Consider the following 24302-nt stretch of genomic DNA (forward strand, 5'->3'; position numbering starts at 1 on the left):
CTTTCGTCGGAGGGCGGACGCCGGTCAGCTCGGCGCACGGCCCGCGCCGAGGCGGCGGGTGACGAGGCGTTCGAGCAGCGAGGTGACGAGGAAGAAGACGAGGCCGATGACGATGCCCCCGCCCACGAACGCCCACGCGAGAGAGGCGCGGCCGGACTTGGCGTAGGTGGCGATCGCGGTGCCGATGCCGTCGGCGGGCCCGCCGAAGTATTCGGCGACGAGGGCGGAGATGACGGCGAGGGATGCCGCGACCCGCACGCCCGTGACGAGATACGGCAGGGCCGTGGGGAGCGTGAGGCGCAGGAACGTCTGGCCCCCGCTCGCGGCGGTGGCGCGGAAGAAGTCGCGTTGGACGGGCCTGGTTTGACGGAGGCCGCGGAGGGTGTTGACGAACACCGGGACGAACGCGGCGATCCCGGCGACCGCCTGGCGACCGAACTGGCTCGACGCGCCGAACATCGTGTTGAAGATCGGGGTGAGCGCGACGATGGGGACGACGGCGAGCGCGGCGACGAGAGGTGCGGTCATGCCGTCGACGGGACGCCAGGTGGCGGCGAGGGCGGCGAACAGAATCGCGAGCAGGCTGCCGGCGACGAGGCCGACGAGGGCGTTCGTCCCCGTGATCCCCGCGGCCTCGGCGATCAGGCCGAAGCGATCGACGAACTCGTTCGCCACCGCGAAGGGGGCGGGCAGCATCCGCGGGGCGCTGCCCGAGGCGACGAAGGCGTACCACGCGGCGAGTCCGGCGACACCGACGACGAGGGGCGCCAGCAGCCGCACCCACCCGGGGAGTCGAGCGGCCGTCATCGCTCGTTCGCCCGGTGCAGGGGCGAGCCGTGGAGCGCTTCGCGGACGGCGGTGACGCGCGAGAAATACTCCGGCGACTCCCGGAGGAGGTCGTCGCGGGCACGGCCCGGTCGGGTGTCGACGACCTCGGTGATCCGTCCGGGTCGGGGACTCATCACGACGACGCGATCGGAGAGGAACACCGCCTCGGGGATCGAGTGCGTGACGAAGACGACCGTGGCCCCGGTCTCGGCGGCGATGCGCGCGAGCTCGGACTGCAGCCGCTCGCGGGTCATCTCGTCGAGGGCGCCGAACGGCTCGTCCATCAGCAGCAGTCGCGGTGAGGCCGCGAGCGCGCGGGCGATCGCGACGCGCTGCTGCATGCCACCGGACAGCTGGTCGGGGTAGCGCCCGATGAAGTCGGTGAGACCCACGAGGTCGGCGAGTTCGGCGACGCGCGCGTCGCGGCGGGCGCGGGTCCAGCGGTGCAGCTCGAGGGGCAGGGCGATGTTCGCCGCGACCGTGCGCCAGGGGAGGAGCCCCGCCTGCTGGAAGGCGATGCCGTAGTCCTGGTCGAGTCGCGCCTGCCGCGCGGTCTTGCCCGCGAGGGTGAGCTCTCCACTGGTGGCCGTGTCGAGGTCGGCGAGGAGACGCAACAGCGTCGACTTGCCGCAGCCGGAGGGGCCGATGAGCGAGACGAACTCCCCGGCGGCGATGTCGAGATCGACGTCGGTCAGGGCGATCACCTCGCCGCCGGCGCTCGGGAAGACCTTTCCGAGCCCGCGGGCCCGAACAGCGGTGGTGGTGGTCATGCGGTGTCCTCCCCGCGACGGAATCGATGAAGGGCGACGCCGATGAGGGCCACGCCGAGGGCCGCGACGAGTCCCATGACGACGGTGCCGAGAGTCGGCGCCCAGGGGGCGGCCGGGTCGGACGACGCCTGCCCGGCGAGCTGGATGAGCATGCGGCCGATCCCGCCGCGCAGTCCGATCGACACCTCGGCGACGACGGCGCCGACGACGGCGGATGCCGCCGCGAGACGCAGAGCGGGGAGCAGATGCGGCACGGCCGCGGGCAGGCGCAGGTGGACCAGCGTCTGCCACCACCCGGCGGAGCCTGACCGCATGAGGTCGAGGTGCAGGGCGTCCGGGGCATCGAGCCCGCGGAGCATGCCGATCGCGACGGGGAAGAACGCGAGGTACGACGCGATGAGGGCGACCGAGAGCCACTGCGGCCAGGGGAATCCGCCGCGGTCGATCTGCGTTCCGAGCGCGTTGACGACGGGCGCGAAGGCGATCAGCGGAACGATTTGGCTGACGACGATCCACGGGAGGAGGCCGGCTTCGACCAGCCGCCAGCGCTGCATCGCGATCCCCAGCAGGGCGCCGACGACGACGCCGATGAGCCATCCCAGGGCGGCCAGCCCGAGGGTCGTTCCGGCCGCCTGGAGTACCGAGAGGATCAGGGGCGGGGTGTCGCCCCCGCTGGTCGGGGCGAACATCCGCGCGACCATGTCCCACACGTGCGGCATGGCGCGGTCGTGGGTGCGGGGGAGCAGGATGACACCCGACCCCGCCGATCCGTCCCCGCCCACGGTCACGCCGTCCGCCGGTCCGAGGAACTTGTACAGCTCCCACAGCACGACGACCGCGGTCACTCCGGCGATTCCCCAGCCGATCCGGGCGGCCATCCCGCGTCCCCGCGAGGAGCGGGCCGCACCGACGACCTCGGTGGCGCCCGGGGTCAGGACCTGATCGGTCACGGGGTGCTCACTGCTTCGCCGTCACGTGCTCGGACAGCGCGGGGATGACCGTCTCGCCGTAGACCCGCATCGTCTCCTCCTTGTTGTCGTGCTGGAGGTAGCCGGCGAACTGGGTGACGCCCAGCGCCCGCAGTTTCTCGAGCTTGGCGACGTGCTCCTCGGCGGTGCCGAGCACGCAGAACCGCTCGACGATCTCGTCGGGCACGAAGTCGACGTGGTCGTTGTCGCTCTTGCCGTGCGAGTTGTAGTCGTACCCGGTGCGCCCGGCGATGTAGTCGGTGAGCGCGGCGGGCACGTCGGAGCCGACGCCGTACTTCGCGACGATGTCGGCGACGTGGTTTCCCACCATCCCGCCGAACCATCGGCATTGCTCTCGCATGTGCGCGCGGCTCTCCGGAGTGTCCTCACCGATGTACATCGGTGCGGCCACGCAGAAGGCGATCTCGTCGGGGTCGCGGCCGACGTTCTCGGCGGCCTGACGGACCGTCTTGATCATCCACTCCGCGATGTCGAGGTCGGCCAGTTGCAGGATGAACCCGTCGCCCACCTCGCCGGTCAACTTCAGGGCGAGCGGGCCGTAGGCCGCCACCCACACGTCGAGCTTCGATCCGCGGCTCCAGGGGAACTGCAGCGTCGCGCCGTTGTACTCGACGGCTCGGGAGTTGCCGAGCTCCCTGATGACGTGGATCGACTCCCGCAGCGCTTTCAGTGTCGTGGGCCGACCGTTGGTGACGCGCACCGCCGAGTCGCCGCGGCCGATGCCGCAGATCGTGCGGTTGCCGTACATCTCGTTGAGGGTCGCGAAAGTGGAGGCCGTGACGGTCCAGTCCCGGGTCGCGGGGTTGGTCACGAACGGTCCGACGGTGACCCGTCGCGTGGCTGCGAGGATCGCCGAGTGCACGACGTAGGGCTCCTCCCACAGCAGGTGCGAGTCGAAGGTCCAGACGTGGCTGAAGCCGTGGGCCTCGGCCAGCTGCGAGAGCTGGACCGTGCGGGCGGCGGGCGGGTTGGTCTGCAGGACGACGCCGAAATCCATGGGGTCTCCTCTCAGACCAGGTACTGGCTCAGGCCGCGCTTGACGAAGCGTCCGTCGCCCTTGGCGCCGAGGTACGCGCCGTCGTCGACGACGACCTTGCCGCGCGAGATGACCGTGTCGACGTGCCCATCGATCTCGAAGCCCTCCCACGCGGAGTGGTCCATGTTCATGTGGTGGGTCTTGCCGACTCCGATCGAGGTGTGTCCGGCCGGGTCGTAGACGACGATGTCGGCGTCGGCGCCGGGGGCGATGACGCCCTTCTTGCCGTACATGCCGAACATGCGCGCCGGGGTCGTGCTGGTCAGCTCGACCCAGCGCTCCAGGGTGATCTGCCCCGTCACGACGCCCTGGTACATGAGGTCCATCCGGTGCTCGACTGAGCCGATGCCGTTGGGGATCGCCCGGAAGTCGCCCTGGCCGAGTGTCTTCTGGTCCTTCATGCAGAAGGGGCAGTGGTCGGTCGACACCATCTGGACGTCGTTCGTACGCAGCGCTTGCCACATGTGGTGCTGGTGGCCCTCGTGCTTCGACCGCAGGGGAGTGGAGCACACCCACTTGGCGCCCTCGAAGTCGCCCCACTCGTCGCTCGAGGCGCCGAGCTGGTCTTCGAGCGAGAGATAGAGGTATTGCGGGCACGTCTCGCCGAAGACGTTCTGCCCGTTGTCGCGGGCCCACGCGAGCTGTTCGACGGCCTGCTTGGCGCTGACGTGCACGACGTACAGCGGCGCGCCGGTGAGGTGCGACAGCATGATCGCGCGGTGCGTGGCCTCCTCTTCCATCTGCCACGCGCGGGCGACGCCGTGGAAGTACGGCGAGGTCTTGTTCTTCTCGATCAGCTGTTCCGCGAGCACGTCGATGACCGGGCCGTTCTCGGCGTGCATCATCGTCAGCAACCCCGTGTCGGCCGCGACCTGCATCGCGCGGAGGATCTGCGCGTCGTCGGCGTAGAAGACCCCCGGGTACGCCATGAACATCTTGAAGCTCGAGATGCCCTCGTCGATCAATCCGGGCAGAGCGGCGAGGGAGTCGGAATCCACTCCTCCGACGATCTGGTGGAACCCGTAGTCGATCGCGCAGTTACCCGCCGCGAGCTCGTGCCAGTGGGCGAGCCCGTCCTGCACGCGCTCGCCGGCGCGCTGCACGGCGAAGTCGACGATGGTGGTCGTTCCGCCCCACGCCGCGGCTCGGGTCCCGGTCTCGAAGGTGTCGGAGGCGCTCGTACCGCCGAACGGCAGCTGCATGTGCGTGTGCGCGTCGATGCCGCCCGGGATGACGTACTTGCCCGTGGCGTCGATGACGGTGTCGACGGATGCCGCGAGGTCATGGCCGAGCAGGGTGGAGCCGGGCGCGAGGACCGCGGCGATCGTCTCGCCGTCCAGCAGCACGTCGGCGGCGGTGCGGCCGGTGGCCGAGACGACGGTGCCGCCGGAGACGAGGGTGGTGCCCACGGTCAGGCCTCCACGATCTCGCCGTAGGTGTCCGGCCGGCGGTCGCGGTAGAACTGCCAGTCGTCGCGCATCTGCTGGACGAGGTCCATGTCCAGGTCGCGGACGAGGATCTCCTCGTGCTCCGACGAGCCCACCGCGCCGACGTGGTTGCCGCGCGGGTCGATCACCTGGCTGGTCCCGTAGAACGACACGGCCTCGTCGCCGTACTCGTTGTCCTCGCGGCCGACCCGGTTGGGCTGCAGAACGAAGTAGCCGTTGGCGACCGCGGCGCAGGGACCCTCGACCTCCCACAGGCGGTTGGAGAGCCCGGGCTTGGTCGCGTTGGGGTTGAAGACCATGTGCGCGCCGTTCAGGCCCAGCTCGCGCCAGCCTTCGGGGAAGTGCCGGTCGTAGCAGATGTACATGCCGACCTTGCCGACCGCGGTGTCGAAGACGGGGTAGCCGAGGTTGCCGGGACGGAAGTAGAACTTCTCCCAGAACTTGTCGAGGTGCGGGATGTGGTTCTTGCGGTAGCTGCCGAGCACCGTGCCGTCCGCGTCGACGAGGACCGAGGTGTTGTAGTAGACCCCGGTCTGTGCCTCTTCGTAGATGGGGAGCACCGAGACCAGCCCGAGTTCCTTCGCGAGTGCGGCGAAGCGCTGCACGATCGGACCGTCGACCGGCTCGGCGTAGCGGTAGTATTTCTGGTCCTGCGTGATGCCGAAGTAGGGACCGTAGAACAGCTCCTGGAAGCACACGACCTGCGCTCCGGCCGCAGCGGCATCCCGCGCGAACTGCTCGTGCTTGTCGAGCATCGATTCCTTGTCGCCGGTCCACGTCGTCTGCGTGATGGCCGCTCGCACCGTCGTCATCGGGTTCTCCTCGCTCTCGACCGCGCGCCCGCCCGGTCGTGTCGTGTTCTGTTACTGTCGCGCCTGAACATTTCCCGACGATTTCCACGAGTGACACCCCCGTAAATTGGAGGACCGGATGCTGGCGCCCGACACCCTCGTCGAACGCACCGCCGCGGGCCTCGCCGCGGAGATCGCGCGCTTGGTCAGCGAGGGCACGCTCCCGCCGGGCGACCGGCTCCCGACCGTGCGCCAGGTCGCCGCCGCGCTCGAGGTGTCGACCGGCACGGTCGCCACCGCGTGGCGTGCGCTCGCCGACGCCGGCGTCGTCACGTCCCGGGGGCGCGCGGGGACGTTCGTGCGCACCGAGAAGCGCGAATGGCTGAGTCCGCGGGTCCGGGGGCTCTCCGCTCCCGCGGTCGGCGCGGGGGTCGCCGTACCGCCCGGACTCGGCGACGGTCGCCGGGGTGCGGCATCCGTCGCCCTCGACCTCTCTCTGGGCACACCCGATCCGGCGATGCTCCCTTCGCTCGAGCGCGCTCTCGCTCTCGCCCGACCGCGCGCCGACACCGGTCGCTACCACGACCTGCCCGTGCTGCCGGAGCTGCACGACCTGCTGCGCGAGCAGTGGCCGGTACGCGGCGTCGAGGCGATCACCGTGGTCGACGGAGCGTTCGACGGGATCTCGCGCACGGTCGAACAGGTCGTCCGCTTCGGCGATCGCGTGGCCGTCGAATCCCCGGGGTTCCCGTACATCTTCGACCTCGTCGAGGCGGCGGGCGGTGTCCCCCTGCCCCTGCAGAGCGACCGCGACGGCATCCTTCCCGCCTCGCTCGCGCTCGCCCTCGCTCAGCGTCCGTCCACCCTCGTGCTGCAGCCGCGCGCCCAGAACCCGACCGGGGTTTCGATGTCGATCGATCGCGCGCGACGGCTCGCCGACGTTCTGCTGACGGTGCCCGGGGGCACGCGCGTCACCGTGATCGAGGACGACCACTCGGCGCTGATCGCGTCGGCGCCGCCGGTGACGCTCGCGCTGTGGATCCCGGGCCAGGTGGTGCACGTTCGCGGATTCTCGAAGTCGCACGGACCCGACCTGCGGATCGCGGCCCTGGGGGGCCCGTCCGAGATCGTCGAGCGCATCATCCGCCGCCGCATGCTCGGTCCCGGGTGGACCTCGCGGCTCCTCCAATCGATCCTGCTCGAGCTCCTCACCGATGCCCGCTCGATCGCCCCGGTGCGCACCGCGCGGCTCATCTACCGTGACCGTCTCGACCGCCTCGCCGCCGCGCTCCGCCGTCTCGGCGTCGAGGTGGGGGAGCCCGACGGGATCAACCTGTGGATGCCGGTGCGCGACGAACGCGCGGCGCTCGTGCACCTCGCGGCCGAGGGGATCGCGGTGGCCGCGGGGACGCCCTTCGTCATCGACGCCCCCGAGATCGCCGGATCGGGCGCCGCCGGATCGGGCGGCGCCAGTGCCGAGGGGGCGGGTGTCGGCGGGTGGGTCCGCGTCACGGGCGGCTCCGTCATCGAGAACGTGCGGCTCGTGGCCGAGGCGCTCGCGCGGGCGGCGTTCGCGCCTCCCGCGTCGTGACCCTCGCGGGGCGCGTCAACCCCGGCGCCCCATCCGTCCGCCTCTTCTAGGCTCGATCCATGACCGTTCCTTCTGTTCAGCTCAACGACGGAAACTCCATCCCCCAGCTCGGCTACGGCGTGTTCCTCGTGCCCGCCGACGACGCCGAGCGTGCCGTGTCCGAGGCCCTCGAGGTCGGCTACCGCCACATCGACACCGCCGCCATCTACAAGAACGAAGAGGGTGTCGGCCGCGCCATCGCCGCCAGCGGCATCCCTCGTGACGAGCTCTTCGTCACCACCAAGCTCTGGAACGACCGCCACGACGGCGACGAGCCGCTCGCCGCGATCGACGAGAGCCTGCAGAAGCTGCAGCTCGACGCCGTCGACCTCTACCTCATCCACTGGCCGACGCCGAAGAACGACAACTACGTCCACGCGTGGCAGAAGATGATCGAGATCCGCGAGGCGGGCAAGACGCGCTCGATCGGAGTCTCGAACTTCCTCGTGCCGCACCTCGACCGCATCGTCGCCGAGACCGGTGTGACCCCCGTGGTCGACCAGATCGAGCTGCACCCCGCCCTCAGCCAGCGCGAGATCGCGGCCTGGGGCCAGGAGCACGACATGCACATCGAGTCGTGGGGCCCGCTTGGCCAGGGCAAGTACGACCTGTTCGAGATCCCCGCGGTGAAGGATGCCGCCGAAGCCCACGGCAAGAGCCCCGCTCAGGCCGTGCTGCGCTGGCACATCCAGCACGGGTTCATCGTGTTCCCCAAGTCGGTGCGCCGCGAGCGCCTCGAGGAGAACTTCGACCTGTTCGACTTCGAGCTCACCGCCGACGAGATGGCCGCGATCGACGCCGTCGACCCCGGCGACGGCTCCGGCCGCGTCGGCACGCACCCCGACGACCTCAACTGACGCCGGGCGCGATGTGAACCGCCTCGCGAACGCCTCGAGCCCCTACCTGCGGGCCCACGCCGACAATCCCGTCGCGTGGTTCCCGTGGGGGGCCGAGGCGTTCGCGCTCGCGGCCGAGCGAGACGTCCCCGTGATGATCTCGATCGGGTACAGCACCTGCCACTGGTGCCACGTCATGGCGCGGGAGTCGTTCCAGGATGCCGAGACCGCCGGCATCTTGAACGACGGCTTCGTGTCGATCAAGGTCGATCGTGAAGAGAACCCCGACGTCGACGCCGCTTATCTCGACGCCGCCTCCGCCTTCACCCCCCACCTGGGCTGGCCCCTCACCGTCTTCGCGTCCCCCGAGGGCCGCGTCTTCTATGCGGGCACCTACTTCCCGCCCGCGCCCCGCCCGCCGCAGCCCTCGTTCCGCCAGGTGCTCGCCGCGGTCCGCGAGGCGTGGACCGAGCGACGCGCCGAGGTGGATGCCACCGGCTCCTCGCTCCGCGACGCCCTCGCCGCCGCCGCGACAGCCCCCGTCGACGCGGCACCGACCCTCGACCAGCTCGCCGCCGCCGCGCGCACGGTCGCCGCGCGCGAGGACCGCGAATACGCCGGCTTCGCCGCCGGCCCCGCGTTCGAGACGCCGAAGTTCCCGAACACCCCTGTGCTGCGGTTCCTGCAGCACCCCGCTCTGGCGTCGGAGGCTCCGGATGCCGCGGCCGTGGCATCCCGCGCTCTCTCCGCCATGGTGGACTCCGACCTGCACGACACCGTCGAGGGCGGTTTCTTCCGCTACGCCACGCGGCGCGATTGGAGCGTGCCGCACTACGAGCGCATGCTGACCGACAACGCCGGGCTCGTCGAGGTCGCGCTCGCCGCGGGGGATGAGGCTGCGGCCACGGATGCCGCGCGCTTCCTCGTTGACGTCCTTCAACTGCCGTCGGGCGGCATCGCCGCGGCGCAGGACTCCGAGTCGATCATCGACGGCGTCCGCAACGAGGGCGGGTACTACCGCGTCGCCGACCGCTCGGGGCTGCAGCCTCCGGCCCTCGACGCGAAGGTCGTCACCGGCTGGAACGGGCACGCGATCGCCGCGCTGGCCACCGCCGGCACCCGTACCGACCCGCGCTTGCTCGAAGCCGCTCGCTGGGCCGCCGACGCGGTCCTCGAGAGCAACGTCGCCGATGACGGCACGCTCCGCCGCGCCTCGCTCGACGAGGTGCGCTCCACGGCCCCCGCGACTCTCGAGGACTACGGGGGCCTCGCCCGCGGCCTCCTCGCCCTCGCCCGCGCGACCGGCGAGGTGGCGTACGCTTCGCGGGCTCGCGGGCTCGTCGACCTGTGTGTGCAAGCCGACGGCATCCATCCTCCGGGCGGCGGAGACCCGATCCTTGTCGCGCAGGGCATGCAACCGCACGGCGTGCCGAGCGACGGTGCGTCCCCCTCGGGGCCCTCGGTGTTCGCCCATGCCGCCCTCGACCTCTGGCGCCTCGGCGCGGGAGAGGAGTACCGCACCGCCGCCGAGAACCTCGTGCGGGCCGCGGCCGAGACGGCGCTGGCGGCGCCCCTCGCCCATGGCGCGATCCTCGAGGTCGCTCTCGGCCTGGCATCGGCACCGCGCCAGGTGATCGTCGTCGGCGAGACGGATGCCGAGATCGCCGACGCCGCGCGCCGCCTCCGCGCCGATGTGGTCGCGGTCGTCTCGCCGGAGCAGGCCGTCGGGTTCGCCGAGGCGGGCTTCGCGCTGTTCGAGGGCAAGGCCGCCCAGGGCGGGGAGGCGACGGCGTACGACTGCCGCGCCTTCACGTGCGCGCTGCCGACGACGGACCCGGCGCGGTTGGTCTGACGCGAGGGCGACCGGCTTCGTCCCGCGATCCCTCCCGTGGCGCATCGTCGCCGTCGGCGCTCCGCCCTGTCCGGGCATCGGGCGAGCCCTCACGTCGCAGCGGGGCATCCGCGGGTGAAGTCGGCCCGACGTGCCTGCGTCATCCCGCAGAACCGACCACAAGCTGAGAGAAGTCGATGCCTAACCTCGGCGCAGCCTGAGTCCTCGGGCGTCGTCGACCGCCACGCCGGCGGGCCCGCGGGGGTCGCGTGTCTCTCTCATCTCGTCTCTGGTTCACGTCGGTACTCGCCACGGTCGCCTTGGTCGTCGGAGTGGGGGTCCCGGCGAACGCCGCGGTGGCGGTCTCTCGGGCGGATACGTCGTCGCCCCTCGCGTCGCCGGATGACGCACCCGCGCTGCCCTCCATCGACGAGGCCTCGACCGCACCCGCGCTGCCCGCGGGCTCCTTCACCATCCCGCCAGTTCCGGTACCCGCCGACGACACCACGACGGTCGTCCCGGTCGCCATCGAACGCCCACCGGTCTCGGACGCGGTGGCCGAGTGGGAGAAGCGCTCCGTGCCGGCATCGGGCCTCCACCCGATCCACGAGTCGGAAGGCGTCAGCAGCTATACGAGCGGCTCTGGATCCACGGTCACCCGGGTTTCCTCCGAGCCGGAAAGAGCCCGGGCCGATGGCGGCGAGTGGGTCGACGTCAACACCTCGGTTTCGCGCGACGGTGACACCTGGAGGGTGAAGGACCATCCTCTCGAGCCCGTCTTCCGCGGGGGCGCCGACGAGGCACCCGCTGTGACCGTCTCGCGTGACGGCCACGATGTCTCGTTCGCGCTCACCGGCGCCGCGCCCGGCGAGGTCGCTGCTCCGTTCTGGTGGTGGGACGACTGGGAGGAGCTGACCTACCGCGACGTGTCTGGAACTGCCGATCTCGAGTACCGCGTTGAACCGGGCGCCGTGAAGGAAAGCCTGGTGCTGGATGCCGTCCCCGGGTACCGCTCCTCGTGGACGTGGCGTATCGACGCGGGCTCCATGACTCCTTCACTCGGTGAGGCCGACTCGGTCGTGTTCACGGACAGGACCGGTGCCGATGTGCTCATGATCCCGACGCCCGTCGCCGTCGACTCCAGCGGCGTCGACGGGCAGAGCGGTGATGCCCAGGCCGCTCTCCACGTCGCGCTGAGCAAGGCGGCGGATGGGTCCTGGCGGTACACGTTGCGGGCCGACCGGAACTGGTTGCGTGATCCGGCGCGGGTCTATCCCGTACGGATCGATCCGACGGTAATGACTCCAAACGGGGCGACCGCCTACAAGTCCGACGGCACGGTGTGGAACGGCGCGCAGATGATCGGAAACACCCGGGAGGGAGGGGCCAACAGGTACTGGCGTTCGGTCGTCACCTACGACTACGGCAACCTGCCCGGGCAGTTCATCGCCTCGGCCGGAATGGCCGTCGGGTACGACGACCAGGGCACGAGGTCGTCGCAGCCGGGGTGGGTCCAGCATGCGGGCGGCTTCTCGTTCAACGGCACGGGCTCGCACCTCGGGAACTTCGATCTGTCCGACGACTGGGCTGATGTCGAGGGCGACGGGGTGGCGGCTCGTCTGGCGCGCAATCTGCGCATCGGGGATCGACCCGCGTTCATGATCGGCGGCTGGGAAGGCTCGTCGTACTCGATGAAGCGGATTCGATCCGCTCTCTGGATCGAGTCGTGGGGCTATCCCTCGGTCGGCGGGTGGGGGCCCGCCGATGGAGGCACCGGGGTCTCTCTGACGCCCACGCTGGGCCTGAAGGCCTGGAACCCGGGCAACCGGCCGCAGAAATATGCCTTCGAGCTCGCCACCGACCCCGGGCTGACGAACATGGTCATCACGCGCGACTGGGACAGCGGAACGCAGTTCCAGATTCCTCCCGGGCTCCTGCGCACCGGCACGTCGTACTACTGGCGCGTGTCCCTGGTCGACGATCTCGACGGCCTCTGGGGGCAGTCGACCTTCCGCCAATCGCCGGTCTACAACTTCTCGACGAACGAGGTGCCGCTTCCGGATGCCGCGACGGCAGCGCCGGGCAACGCCGTCACCGAGACGCCGGCCACCGTGACCACGTTGACACCGACCCTCCAGGTAGGAGCCGTCGCCGACACTGACGGCGTAGGGGGCTCGATGAGCTACCAGTTCCGGATCGCCACCGGGTCGGACGCGCGGTCTGGTGCCGTTGTGACCTCCGGATGGATCCGTGCGGAGAACGACATCGCCTCGTGGACCGTGCCCGCCGGAACCCTGCAGGACGGCGGGGTCTACGCCTGGACGGTCACGACGAACGACGGCCAAGACACCCGCACCGGCAACGGATGGGTCCGTCGCCTCCGGGCCGATCTTCGTCTCGGAGCCTCGGGGCCGTCACCGTTCGACACCGCGGGTGCGGTGACCACCAACCTCGCGAACGGCAATGTCAACGTCGCCTTCGCGTCCCCGACCGTGACGACGCTGGGCGGCCCGATGGGAATGTCTTTCACATACAACTCGCAGGAGGTGCGGGGCGCGAACCGTGGGTTGGTCGGCGAGTACTTCGATGCGCGCGTGGGTGGCGCGGCGCCGACGGCACCGGAGGGCTACACATTCAGCGACAAGACCGCAGTCCTCGTCCGTACCGATCCTGCCGTCTCGTTCCAATGGGGTTTGGGCTCTCCGGCAGAGGCCGTCCCGGCCGACCATTTCCTCTCCCGCTGGACCGGCTTCCTCGCTCTGCCGAGCGAGTTGGTGGGACGAGACGTTCGCTTCGGGGCGACGCACGACGACGGCCTCCGCGTGATCTACGACGGGCGCAAGCTGATCGATCGATGGCAGGGAGGATCGTGGACGACCGCGGCTGACACCACCGTCACCGGGACAGGCGGAGCCAAGAGCATCCGGGTCGAGTATTACGAACAGGTCGGTCTCTCCTCCATCGACCTCTGGGTCGAGTACACCCCCGATGGGGCGTCTGCGCCCATCCGGATGAGCGTTCCGCCGGACTGGTTCACGAAGCGCGTGACCACTCTGCCGCAGGGGTGGGGCGCATCGGTGCCGCTGGCAGGGGCGGCAGCGAATTGGGTCTCGGCAAAGAGCAGCGATGCGTCGGTCGTCCTCACTGACACCACGGGAAGGGGGCACACCTATACGAAGGTCTCGGCGGGCGGATTCGTCGCGCCCGCGGGGGAGTACGGCGTCGTTTCTCTCGAGGGGAACGGGTGGGTGGTGTTCACTGACGAAGACGGCACGGTCTATCACTTCACGAAAGAAGGTCGCGTTGCTTCGGCGACACCTCCGGAAGACGTCCGGAAGGCCGCGGCACCGCAGGCCCTCCTGAATGCCGACGGAGTGACCACCGAGGTGGTGGATCCGGTGTCGAAGAACGGCGACGACTATCTGCGCAAGATCGTCTTCGGGTATCAGAATGGTGAACGCTCGTCGTGCCCGGAGCGTGAGGGATCGGGTTACGCCAAGGCTCCGGTCGACCTGCTCTGCCGCATCTCCTACCCCGATGGGTCGGAGTCGAGGCTGTTCTACAACAGCGACGGCCAACTCGCCGCGATACTCGATCCCGGCGACGAGCTCACGCTTTTCGGTTACGACAGCGCCGATGGTCTGCTGAACCAGATCCGCGATGCCACGGCGAATGACAGTCGCCCGCTCACCGATTCGGGACGGGCTGAGGACGCGGCGGTGACGTCGATCACCTATGACGGCACACGCGCCATCGGCGTCGCGCTGCCCGCACCCGACGGGGTCACGGCGGCCGAGCGCCCGTCGCGGAGCTACAGCTATGGGGAGGGACGCACCACCGTCTCCGTCTCGGGATTGCCCGGCCCCTCGCAGACGGTCACCTACGACGCGGCCTGGAGGCAGACGACCTCCGCGACGGCAATGGGTGTGACGAACAGCCGGGAATGGGACGCGAACAAGGATCTGGTGCGTCGCACAAAGGCCGCGTCGGGACTCGTGACGACGACGATCTATGACCGGACCGATCGACCCGTAGCGACGTACGGAGCTGCACCGGCCGAGTGCTTCTCGGCTGACGGGCATCCGGTGGCGCAGCCGGTACAGAGGGACGGTTGTGGTGTGGTGCCGCCCTCGAGCAGCACGACGTATGACGGCGGGATGAAGGGACTGCAAGCGGCTTACTATTCGAACACCGAGAAGCTCGCGGGAAAGCCGGAGGCCTACGGGCTCGGCCTCGACGGCGCCAGCGGGGGAGCGGTCGACCGTGACTGGGGGATGGACGCACCGATCGTCGGAGTGTCGAGCGATCACTGGTCGCTGCGTCTGACCGGGCTGGTCACCTTCCCCGAAGCAGGTACGTACCGTCTTCGCACGACAAGCGATGACGGCGCGCGGTTATGGCTCGACGACGTGCTGGTCATCGACAGGTGGACGGCACCCGCCGGGACCGACGGTACGAGTGCCGCCTTCACGGTCGCCGCAGGAGAGGTGCGCCGAATCCGGCTCGAGTACTTCGACAATGTCTCGTCGGCGCTGCTGCAACTCAAGTGGTCGACTCCGTCCCAAGACGCGTTCGTCGTCGTTCCCGGCACGCAGTTGCGCCCTGACTACCGCCTGGTCACCTCCTCGACCATCGACGACACCACGAGCGTCGTCGGCGCATCCGCACCGTCGCTCACCACGTCCCGCACGTACGCCGACCCGGTCGTGGGTCAGGTGACGGCGAGCACGGTCGATCCGGGTGGACTGTCGCTGACGAGCGCTGCATCGTTCGAGAAGGTGAACGGCTCCGGCTGGCTGCGACAGAAGTCCAAGGCGCTGCCTGCCGCCGCGGCATCCGGTTCGATTATGGATGCCAAGAGCACCACGCGCGCCTACTTCGGCGACGCGGAGCAGCTGACCGACGACACCTGCGGTGTGCCCGCAGGAACTCGCCAGTTCGGGATGCTGAAGACGTCGACCGGCCCCACACCGGCGAGCGGCCCGGCGATCGTGACCTCGTACGTCTACGACGTCATGGGGCGGACGGCCGGCACCCGTGTCACGGGCGATGAGGCGTGGTCGTGCACGACGGTCGACGCCCGCGGTCGCACGGTGAAAGAGGTCTCGGTCGGTGGCGCGGGGGTCGCGACCGACACGGTCACGACCGCGTACACGCCGACGCGGACCGGTTTGACGGTGACGGTGGCGGGAACGCCCATCGCCGGATCGAGCACCTCGGGGACGACGACCCAGACCGACCTTCTTGGACGCGTGGTGTCGTACACCGACGTGTGGGGCGTTGTGACGACTCCGGTCTACGAGCCGCTGACCGGGCGGGTGCTCCGTGTGATGACGTCGGGCCCGGGTGTGCCGTCGTCGACCACGGCCTTCGCGTACGACCGTGACGGCAAGACGACCACGGTGACGTTCGACGGTCAGGTGTATTCGGCGTCGTCGTTCGATGCGAAGCAGCGGATCGCGCAGGTGTCATATCTGGGCGGTTCATCGCTGGGGGTGGCGTGGGATGACAAGCGCGGCTCGATCGGGTCGCAGACATGGTCGTTTCCGTCGTCTGCGTCGATCACCGATGAGGTGACGCGGTCGGTGGCGGGGCGGATCGTACGCGAGAGCATCTCGCAGGAGGGCCGGTCGTTCGATTCGACGTACGGGTATGACGCGGCGGGGCGGTTGGTGTCGGCGAAGATCCCGGGTCACGACCTGTCGTATGAGTTCGCGTCGTCGGGTGGGTGTGGTCCGAACACCTCCGCGGGTGCCTCCGGTAACCGGACGCGGTCCATCGACAGATACTCGGCGCCGGGGTCGTCTGAAGCGAGCGTGACGACCGCGGATTATTGCTATGACAGGGCCGATCGGTTGCTGGCGAGCTATGTGTCGAATCCCGTTCCGGGGGCGTCGCAGATCGCCGACGGCTTCAATGCGGATGAGACCTCGTTCGATGTGCGAGGGAACACGACGCGTTTGTCGAACCTGCTGTTCTCGTATGACGCGAAGAACCGTCACATCGGTACGCGGACGTATGCGGGTTCCGTGGTGTCGGTGGTGCGGGATGGGTCGGGTCGTGTGGTGTCGCGGACGGTGGATCCGGCCGGTGATGCACCGGCGGTGACGACACGGTTCGTGTATGCGGGGTCGGGGGAGACGCCGTGGGCCGAGGTGTCGGGTGATGCGGCGGTGGTGTTCTTGTCGTTGCCGGGTGGGGTGACGGTGGATGTTCCGTCTTCGGGTGAGTCGATGTGGTCGTATCCGTCGTTGCAGGGGCACACGGTGACGACGGGGTCGGGGGCGGATGCCACGGGTGTGCGGTTGTACGACCCGTTCGGTCAGCCGTTGGATCCGGTGACGTTGGCGATCGGGACGGCGTCGGCGGATGGGTCGGGGTCGGTGAACGGTACGACGGGGTGGTTCCAGGGGGCGCAGAAGATCGTCGACACCCTCGAGGACACTTTGGTCATCGAGATGGGTGCCCGGTTGTATCTGCCGGCGTTGGGTCGCTTCTTGCAGGTGGACCCGGTGGAGGGCGGTGTCGACAACGACTACGTCTGGCCGACGGACCCCATCGGGCGAAACGACCTGAGTGGGCGCGCCTGGTGGGACGACATGGCTCGCACCATCACCGAGAACCCGGCGATACAGGCAGGGCTGTTCGCGTGCGGATTGATACCGGGTGTGGTGGCAACTGTCTGTGGCGCGGTGTCGGTGGCGGCCTACGCCCTTCAGGGGCGCTGGGGTGAGGCAGCGGCCTCAGCCGTAGGAATGGTCGCGGGCAGCGTTGCTGCGGGAGCCGTCAGCGCTGTCGTTCGAGCCGTTGCCTTTGCCTCAGTCCGGCCCGTAATCGCCGTGTCCACAAGAGCCTCGGTGCGGGCGGCGCGCGAATCAAGTGCGGCGGCCTACGCGCAATCGACGCGATATCAAACGGCTGCGATCGGTGGCTTGGCCGGACCCGCGGTTGAGAACGCCATCAAGCCTGCTGCGCGGTCGACGGGGAGAGATCGAGGGCGCCGACCTGTGAACCGGGGAATGTATTGATGAAAGCAAAATCTCCTGGTTGCGTCAGTTCTTCGGGTCTCAGGCCAGTGGGGCGCGTTGTCAAAATGATCAACGGGAGCATTCTTCTCGGTTTGACGTATGCGTCAACTGTTACCGTGATTGAATCGAACGAGAAATTTTGGCTATTCGTTCTTCTCCTGGCTGCTGGAATGGCGTTTGGTATCTCGTTGCGAGTCGGCTTCAATGTTCGTCCTGATGGCATCCGCTTTCGCTCTTATTTCCAAAATCTCTTTTTTCAGTTCGGCGGTGCTGACGAGTTTGAGTGCGTTCTATATCGCGGCTTCTGGAATAGATTTTCGTCGGGAAACGGTGCGACAAATCTTGGTTGTTACATGTTGCAGGTAAGGAAATCAAGCGGAAGGGTCATTCGACTACCTGCGACCATGGGGGGACGTCGTACGTTGCGTAAAGCCGTCGCCGAATTGAACGCCCTCACGGCCGCCGCGCCTGACTCAGCTACGGATCACTGATGAAGTGGGCGGGCGGATCGTGCGCGAGAGATCCGCGCAAGAGGGGCGATCGTTCGACTCGCCCTAAGGGTATGACGCGGCAGGCCGGCTGATGTTGGCACGGCTCGCGGGTCCAGACGTGTCGCATGAGTTCGCATCGTCGGGTTGATGCGGTCCGCACCCCTCCGCTGGTGCCTCCGTCAATCGGACGCGGTCCGTCGACAGGCACTCGGCGCCGAGGTTGTCGTGGGCTGAGGTGTCGGGTGATGCGGTGGTGGTGTTCTTGTTGTTGGTTCCAGGGGGCGCAGAAGATTGTCGACACCCTCGAGGACGCCGTGGTCATCGAGATGGGTGCCCGGTTGTATGTGCCTACGTTGGGTCGGTTCCTGCAGGTGGACCCGGTCGAAGGTGGTGTCGACAACGACTACGTCTGGCCGACGGACCCCATCGGGCGGAACGACCTGAGTGGGCGGGCGCGGTGGGAAGACACGGTGAACGCGCTGAAGAGCGGGCTGGCCGGTCGCCTGATGTGGGAGAACCGACTGGCAATCCCCCTTTTCGCTTTGCATTTTGGGCGCGCCGATCCGCTCGTCGAGGTTCGCGCGGGGCATGGAAAGAACGCGGTCGCGAGGCTGGAGAGTCGAGTGAGGCAAGACATGGACATGTTCTCGGGGTTCTCTCGGCTGCGAGAAGTTTTCTGGGCCTTGATCGTCGTTCCCGCAAATCTCCTGCTTCTGTTCTGGTACTTCTTCGGAGATTGGTTGGTGTCGGGCGTCGCTGTCCCGCTCCTCATGCTGCTGGCTCTTGGTGAGCTGGTGCGGTTCGTGCGAATTCGCCGATCTCAGACGGAGGTTGCCGATGTTACGGATACCGCCCACTAGCGCGACGCCGACGGTCGAGCCCTCGTGCGACCGCTATCCCGTCGAGGGGGCGGACATTGATGTGAGGGCGGCGGCTACGTTCTGTCTGAAACGTCTACCCAGAGCGAGAACGGCTTTGAAGCAGAATGCGTTACGGGTAGATCGCTGCCAACCGCGTCCCCGGGATCTGCGGAATGCGGTGACGCTCACGGAGCCCGCGGGACTATCCCCCAGCTCGCACCCTGACGACCCAACCCACGCCAGCTCTGGCCCCGGGAAGGGGCATCCGCTCACTCCAACAGGTGCCGTAAGAACCTCCCCGGCGCCTCCAGAAACCCTCGGTGCAACCGCACCAGCTCCAGGTCGTCCCAGGAGCTCTCGCGGATGCCCCACTCGCCCAGCTCGAGGATCGTCGCGCCCGGCAGCGCCGCCAGCACGGGGGAGTGCGTCGCGCAAATGACCTGGGTCCCGCGCGAACGCATGCGGTCGAGGGACGCCAGCCAGCGCAGCGTGGAGGAGAACGACAGAGCCGCCTCGGGCTCATCCAGGCAGGCGAGGCCCGCGACGTATCGCTCGTGGTCGAGCACCTCGTCGAGGAGGCTGTTGAACGACTCGCCGTGGCTCATCTCGTGGAGGCTCGGCGCCGGGCCACCGAGATCGTCTCGCCACGAGTAGTAGCCGTGCATCGTCTCGGCCCGCAGGAAGAAGCCCCACCGCGGAGCACGTGGGCTCCGCTCGATCCGCAACCACTCGCCGAGCGGGCTCTCGGTTCGCCGTGTCTCGCCTCCGCCGTTGATCGACCCGCCCTCAGCGGGCAGACCCGCCGCCTCGGCGATGCCCTCGATGAGCGTCGACTTGCCCGACCCGTTCTCCCCGACGAGGAAGGTCACACCGGGGCCGAACTCCCACCCGTCCGCCCCGGCGACGTCGAGGAAGTGCGCCACCGCCGGCACGGTCGCCGGCCACGCCCCGCGGTCCACCGGCGCGTCCCGGAACAGCTTCACCCGCTGCACCGGCCGCGGGTCGTGCAGCCACTCGTCTCCTCGCGTCACGCTCGCCCCCTCGGCATTCGTCTGGACCCGTCAGATCCAGGTGGGCAGCCAGTTGTGCAGTCGCCAGAACTCGTACGGCACGGGGAGCCCCGCCCACACCGGATACCAGAACGCCGAGACGACGACGCAGAGCCCCAGGAAGGCGAGCACGATGATCTGGCCGCTCAGACGGCTCGAGCCCCTCACCCCCCGCGCGATCTCGCGCAGCGTGAACGCGAGGGCCAGCACGAGGAAGGGCAGCATCGCGACCGTGTAGAACTGGAAGATCGTGCGCTCGGGATAGAGCAGCCACGGCACGTAGGTCGCCGCCAGCCCCGTCAGGACGAGGGCGTAGCGCCAGTCGCGAATCATGACGAACCGCACGAGCAGGAAGAGGGATGCCGCGACGCCCGCCCACCAGATGATCGGGTTCGCGATGCTCGAGATCGCCTCGGTGCAGCCCGAGGGCAGGGCGCAGCCGTTGACGCCCGCGTCATCCTGGTGCCAGTACATCGAGGTGGGACGGATCAGCAGCGGCCACTGCCACGCGGGGCTCGCGTAGCTGTGCGGGGTGACGAGGCCCACGTGGAAGGCGTACATCTCCTGGTGATACGCCCACAGGCGCTGGAGCGGCTCGGGGACCCACGCCCAGAAGCCGGTCGCATCCACCGGCGTCCCGCGCTTGTACCCGCCGGTGGTGAAGAGCCACCCCGACCAGCTGGCGACGTAGACGACGGCGGCCACCGGCACGAGCAGCACGAAGGATGCCAGGCCCTGGCGCACGGCATCCATCGGCCATTGCACGATCCCGGCGCGGCGGCGCGCGAGCGCGTCGGTGACGACGGCGTAGACGCCGACGGCGGCGATCACGTACAGTCCCGACCACTTCACGGCCGTGGCGGCCCCCGCGGCGACGCCGGCGGCGAGCAGCCACGGGCGATTCCACAGGATCGGCCCCCACATCGGGTGCTCGAGTCCGCGCGCCGCGACGAGGCCGGCCATCCGGTCGCCGGAGCGACGGTGGTCGAGGGCGACGAACCAGAACGTCAGCACGATGAAGAACGTCAGGAAGATGTCGAGCAGCGCGATGCGGCTGAGCACGATGCCGAGACCGTCGATGGCGAAGAGTCCGGATGCCACGGTGGCGAGGGGGATCGACCGGGTGAGCGTCCGCGCGAAGAGGTAGATGGCGAGCACCGTCACCGTGCCGATGACGGCGGCCGAGATGCGCCACCCGGTGGCCGAGTCCGGTCCGAGCAGGGCCATCCCCGCGCCGATGAGGATCCGGCCCAGCGGGGGGTGCACGACGTAGCTGCCGATCCCGGTGAACACGTCGGTGTCGCCGGCCGCGAAGCTCGCGTCGGCGTCGTCGGGCCACGTCGAGGGGAAGCCCAGCACCCACTGGCTCCAGGCGTCTTTGACGTAGTACGTCTCGTCGAACACCAATTGGTGCGGGTTGCCGATGTCGACGAGGCGCAGCACGGCGGCCACGAGGGTCACGAGGGTCGGCGCGAGCCATCGCCAGAGCCGCATCCCGCGGGGGGTGGAGAGCAGAGCGTCGCGCCAGCGATCGAGGCGCGTCTGCTCGTCGGGGAGCAGGAAGGAGACGGCTGTGCTCACGGCCCCCAGCCTAAGGTGGAACGGTGATCATCCTCGCGGCGACCCCCATCGGCAACCTGGGTGACGCCTCGCGGCGTCTCGTCGAAGCCCTCGAGAACGCCACGGTCGTCGCCGCCGAAGACACCCGCACGACGCAGCGCCTGCTCGCGGGCCTCGGCGTCGAGAACCGCCCGCGTCTGATCGCCCTGCACGACCACAACGAGAAGCAGCGCGCGGCGGAGCTCGTCGAGCTCGCCCGCGTCGACGATCTGCTGGTGCTGAGCGACGCCGGCATGCCGACGGTCAGCGATCCCGGGTTCGGCCTGGTGGCCGCCGCCGCGGCCGCGGGCGTCACCGTCACGGCCCTTCCCGGCCCCAGCGCGGTCGTCACCGCGCTCGCCGTGGCGGGCCTGCCGACCGACCGGTTCGCGTTCGAGGGCTTTCCGCGCCGCAAGCCCGGCGAACGTCGCCGGGCCTTCGCGCAGCTCGCGTCGGAGGAGCGGACCCTCGTCTTCTTCGAGTCGCCGTCGCGGTTGGCATCCACCCTCGGCGACCTCGCCGCGGCGTTCGGCGCCGATCGCCCCGCCGCCGTCTGCCGCGAGCTGACGAAGCTCTACGAAGAGGTCAAGCGGGGCCCCCTCGGCGAACTCGCCGCGTGGGCGGCGGAGGGCGTGCGCGGTGAGATCGCGATCGTCGTGGGCGGCGCCTCGGCGCGCGAGGTGGCGTTCCCGGATGCCGTGGCCCAGACCCTCGAGCTCGTGCGCAGCGGCGCGCGGCTCAAGGAGGCCGCGGCCGAGGTGTCGTCGCAGACCGGTCATTCCTCGCGCGAGCTCTACCAGGCCGCTCTAGCCGCGCGCTAGCCGCGCGAGGCGTCAGAGAATGTCGCCTGGCGAGCTGCCAGGCGACATTTTCTGACCCCTTACGCGCGTGGAGAGCGCGAGCGGCGGCGGTGGGCGATCAGGACCGTTCCGGTCGCGAGGGCGAGGAGTCCGGCGGCGAGGATGCCGAGGGGAACGCTCGTGCCGGTCTCGGCCAGACCCGGCGCCGGTGCGGAGGGGGGCGCGGGCGTCGCCGGGGCGGGTGCGGGACTGCTGGGTACGGGCGCCGCGGGGGCCGGTACGGGCTCGGCCGGAGCGGGCTCCGTCGGCGCGGGTGACGGAGCACCCGGCGTGGGCGTCGGGCCGGGCTCACCGGGCGTCGGTCCGCCGGGGGCGGGCGCGGCATCGCCGACGCGCTCGAGCCCGAGGTCGTCGATCGTCCCCCACGCGCCGGCGGGCAGCTCGGCGCTCACCCGTACGGTGAGGCTCTCGCCCTCGGCGATCTCGATCTCGTCGGTGCGCGGTTCCGACCACACCCGCCATCCGCCCGCCGTGAACGGAGCGGCCGAGGTGTCGGCATCCGAGGCCAGCTCGATGCTCGCCGTCCCGTCGCCGAACGCGCCGCCCTGCAGCGCTCCGGCGGCGACGTACCGACCGGCCGGGACGTCGTCGACGCGCTGCTCGAGGGTGAACGACATCGCCTCGGCGGCGAAGAAGTGGGCCGAGCGCTCGCCCGTGCGCGGATCGTCGGTCGCGCGCAGTGAGAGCGGACCGTCGACGATCCACATCGAGACGTCGGGATCCTCGAACCCGGGGTTGCGCAAGAGGTTCTCGGTCGAGACGGTGACGACGGCGAGAGCGGCGTGACCCTCGGCGGTCGCGCCGGCGATCTCGTAGACGCCGGGGCGCGACAGGTCGGGCGCGGCCTCCCAGGTCACCGGGCTCTCTTCGCTCGTGCCGTCGCTGTAGCGCACGGTCACCCGTCCGGGGAGCGCCGCCGCGTCGCCGACGGTCACGGAGAGCCGCACGGTGTCGACGCCCGTGACCTCCCGGGGTGCGACAGCGCCGGTGCGGACGTAGGCGAAGGTGCGCAGCGACTCGAGCGGGGTGCCGTCGACGTCGAAGAGCGACTGGTTGTCCCACGCCGATCCGCCGAAGTACTCACCGGCATCCTCCGGGTCGTACTCGCTCGCGAAGCTCGTGGCCCAGCCCGAGCCGTCGCGCTCCCAGAGCACGCGGTTTTGCGCCAGCTGGTCGGGCGAGCCGACGGGGAGCCACGCGGGCTCCCAGTAGTACGCGCCGATGCCGGCGTCGCCGACGTCGGCGACGGCCTGGACGACGTCGCTCAGCGCGGTCGCCTGACCCTGGACGCTGATGGGATAGGCCTCGGCCTCGGAGGCCGCGTCGATCACGTCGGGGTGACCGTCGGCGTCGTCGAGCGTGCGCACCCACGACGTCTCGGCGACCATGACCTTCTTGTCGAAGGTGTCGGCGACCTGACGCAGCACCGCGGTGAGGTTCTCGGTCGTGCCGTGCCAGAACGGGTAGTACGACGAGGCGAACACGTCGTAGTCGACCTCGTTCGCCGCCAGCTCCGCGGCGTACGCGGCGTGATGGCCGGGGCGCTCGGGGTTCGTGACGTGAACGGCCACGAGGGCGTCGGGCGTGACCTCGCGGACGGCGGCGGCTCCCGCCGAGAACACCCGCGCCATGTCGGGCCAGCCGGTCACGCCGGCCACCCCGCCGTTGGTCTCGTTGCCCACCTGGACGAGCTCCACGTCGACACCGGCGGCGACGAACTCGGTGAGCGCCTCGCGGGTGAAGTCGCCGACCGCGTCGGCGGTCTCGGCGGTATCCATTCCCGCCCAGGCCTTCGGCGCTTTCTGCTTGGCGGGGTCGGCCCAGAAGTCGGAGTAGTGGAAGTCGACGGCGACGCCGAGACCCGCGGCGGTCGCGCGCGCGCCGATCTCGACGGCCCGCTCCACACCGACGTTGCCTCCGCCGTACCCGCGGCCCTCGGCGTCGAACGGGTCGTTCCATACGCGCACGCGCACGTCGGTCACGCCGTGGTCGGCGAGCACCTCGAACAGGTCGGCGGGGGCGCCGTCGTCGTCGCGGAACACGACTCCCGACTCCTCGAGCGACAGCACCGACGACACGTCGACGCCGAGGGCGAAATCGGATGCCAGGCCCTCGACGCGCGGGACGGTGATCCCGGCTTCGACCGGCTCGGCGGCGGGCGCGGCCTGGGCCGCCGTGAGGGGCGCCACCGCGAGGGCGACGCCGAGGGTCAGGGCCGCGAGGGCCGTGGGACGGGGGTGATTCGGCATCCGGATC

At 69.6% G+C, this 24302-nt stretch carries 16 protein-coding genes; 7 read left to right on the plus strand and 9 right to left on the minus strand.

Annotated elements, in window-relative coordinates; translation table 11 throughout:
* Positions 1-24: 24 nt before the first annotated feature.
* The 6 genes from AB0N80_RS09680 to AB0N80_RS09705 are packed head-to-tail and all read right to left on the minus strand — an operon-like array spanning position 25 to position 5883.
* Positions 25-807: an ABC transporter permease subunit gene (locus tag AB0N80_RS09680; protein WP_363578607.1), complete on the minus strand. Its 783-nt coding sequence runs from the start codon at positions 805-807 to the stop codon at positions 25-27.
* The gene (locus AB0N80_RS09685) at positions 804-1598 is read right to left on the minus strand and encodes an ABC transporter ATP-binding protein (protein WP_363578608.1); all 795 of its coding nucleotides are present in this window, start codon (positions 1596-1598) and stop codon (positions 804-806) included. The genes AB0N80_RS09680 and AB0N80_RS09685 overlap by 4 nt, the downstream gene beginning before the upstream one ends.
* The gene (locus AB0N80_RS09690; RefSeq protein ID WP_363578609.1) at positions 1595-2548 is read right to left on the minus strand and encodes an ABC transporter permease subunit; all 954 of its coding nucleotides are present in this window, start codon (positions 2546-2548) and stop codon (positions 1595-1597) included. The genes AB0N80_RS09685 and AB0N80_RS09690 overlap by 4 nt, the downstream gene beginning before the upstream one ends.
* 7 nt (positions 2549-2555) lie before the next feature.
* Positions 2556-3584, minus strand: coding sequence for a TIGR03842 family LLM class F420-dependent oxidoreductase (locus tag AB0N80_RS09695; protein ID WP_363578610.1), 1029 nt, complete (start codon positions 3582-3584; stop codon positions 2556-2558).
* Positions 3585-3595: 11 nt separating this feature from the next.
* A complete protein-coding gene (gene hydA, locus AB0N80_RS09700) occupies positions 3596-5032 on the minus strand; it encodes a dihydropyrimidinase (protein WP_363389560.1) in 1437 nt (478 codons plus the stop codon).
* A gap of 2 nt (positions 5033-5034) precedes the next feature.
* Positions 5035-5883 carry a nitrilase-related carbon-nitrogen hydrolase gene (locus tag AB0N80_RS09705; RefSeq protein ID WP_315994656.1) on the minus strand — a complete coding sequence of 283 codons (849 nt, stop codon included), beginning with the start codon at positions 5881-5883 and terminating at the stop codon, positions 5035-5037.
* A gap of 118 nt (positions 5884-6001) precedes the next feature.
* Between AB0N80_RS09705 and AB0N80_RS09710 the strand changes: the two genes are divergently transcribed.
* From AB0N80_RS09710 to AB0N80_RS09735, 6 genes are all read left to right on the plus strand, one after another.
* A complete protein-coding gene (locus AB0N80_RS09710) occupies positions 6002-7453 on the plus strand; it encodes an aminotransferase class I/II-fold pyridoxal phosphate-dependent enzyme (protein ID WP_315994655.1) in 1452 nt (483 codons plus the stop codon).
* Between the two features lie 59 nt (positions 7454-7512).
* Positions 7513-8349, plus strand: coding sequence for an aldo/keto reductase (locus tag AB0N80_RS09715; protein ID WP_315994654.1), 837 nt, complete (start codon positions 7513-7515; stop codon positions 8347-8349).
* 13 nt (positions 8350-8362) lie between these two features.
* A complete protein-coding gene (locus tag AB0N80_RS09720) occupies positions 8363-10180 on the plus strand; it encodes a DUF255 domain-containing protein (RefSeq protein ID WP_363578611.1) in 1818 nt (605 codons plus the stop codon).
* Between the two features lie 248 nt (positions 10181-10428).
* Positions 10429-17187 (plus strand): PA14 domain-containing protein, encoded by a 6759-nt coding sequence (locus AB0N80_RS09725; protein WP_363578612.1) that lies wholly within the window; start codon positions 10429-10431, stop codon positions 17185-17187.
* A gap of 116 nt (positions 17188-17303) precedes the next feature.
* Positions 17304-17678, plus strand: a complete 375-nt coding sequence (locus AB0N80_RS09730; protein WP_363578613.1) for a hypothetical protein — start codon at positions 17304-17306, stop codon at positions 17676-17678.
* 242 nt (positions 17679-17920) lie between these two features.
* Complete coding sequence (locus AB0N80_RS09735) at positions 17921-18538, plus strand: hypothetical protein (RefSeq protein WP_363578614.1); 618 nt, start codon at positions 17921-17923, stop codon at positions 18536-18538.
* A gap of 269 nt (positions 18539-18807) precedes the next feature.
* Here the strand turns inward: AB0N80_RS09735 and AB0N80_RS09740 are convergent, their stop codons facing one another.
* Entirely contained in the window at positions 18808-19569 is a 762-nt protein-coding gene (locus AB0N80_RS09740; RefSeq protein ID WP_315994652.1) for an AAA family ATPase, read from the minus strand.
* Between the two features lie 30 nt (positions 19570-19599).
* Positions 19600-21168 carry a phospholipid carrier-dependent glycosyltransferase gene (locus AB0N80_RS09745; RefSeq protein ID WP_363578615.1) on the minus strand — a complete coding sequence of 523 codons (1569 nt, stop codon included), beginning with the start codon at positions 21166-21168 and terminating at the stop codon, positions 19600-19602.
* A gap of 23 nt (positions 21169-21191) precedes the next feature.
* Here AB0N80_RS09745 and rsmI point away from each other — a divergent pair, with 23 nt between their 5' ends.
* Positions 21192-22007, plus strand: a complete 816-nt coding sequence (gene rsmI / locus AB0N80_RS09750) for a 16S rRNA (cytidine(1402)-2'-O)-methyltransferase (RefSeq protein WP_363578616.1) — start codon at positions 21192-21194, stop codon at positions 22005-22007.
* Between the two features lie 59 nt (positions 22008-22066).
* Here the strand turns inward: rsmI and AB0N80_RS09755 are convergent, their stop codons facing one another.
* A complete protein-coding gene (locus tag AB0N80_RS09755; RefSeq protein ID WP_363578617.1) occupies positions 22067-24295 on the minus strand; it encodes a glycosyl hydrolase 53 family protein in 2229 nt (742 codons plus the stop codon).
* Between the last annotated feature and the right edge of the window lie 7 nt (positions 24296-24302).

Origin of the sequence: Microbacterium sp. NPDC089188 (assembly GCF_040685155.1) — a bacterium.
Taxonomy (GTDB): Bacteria; Actinomycetota; Actinomycetes; order Actinomycetales; family Microbacteriaceae; genus Microbacterium; species Microbacterium galbum.

Bases quoted from the DNA above. Each gene is read 5' to 3' on its own strand.
- AB0N80_RS09705 (WP_315994656.1), bottom strand. From the start codon at position 5,883: ATGACGACGGTGCGAGCGGCCATCACGCAGACGACGTGGACCGGCGAC.
- AB0N80_RS09710 (WP_315994655.1), top strand. From the start codon at position 6,002: ATGCTGGCGCCCGACACCCTCGTCGAACGCACCGCCGCGGGCCTCGCC.
- AB0N80_RS09680 (WP_363578607.1), bottom strand. From the start codon at position 807: ATGACGGCCGCTCGACTCCCCGGGTGGGTGCGGCTGCTGGCGCCCCTC.
- AB0N80_RS09685 (WP_363578608.1), bottom strand. From the start codon at position 1,598: ATGACCACCACCACCGCTGTTCGGGCCCGCGGGCTCGGAAAGGTCTTC.
- AB0N80_RS09715 (WP_315994654.1), top strand. From the start codon at position 7,513: ATGACCGTTCCTTCTGTTCAGCTCAACGACGGAAACTCCATCCCCCAG.
- AB0N80_RS09755 (WP_363578617.1), bottom strand. From the start codon at position 24,295: ATGCCGAATCACCCCCGTCCCACGGCCCTCGCGGCCCTGACCCTCGGC.
- AB0N80_RS09695 (WP_363578610.1), bottom strand. From the start codon at position 3,584: ATGGATTTCGGCGTCGTCCTGCAGACCAACCCGCCCGCCGCCCGCACG.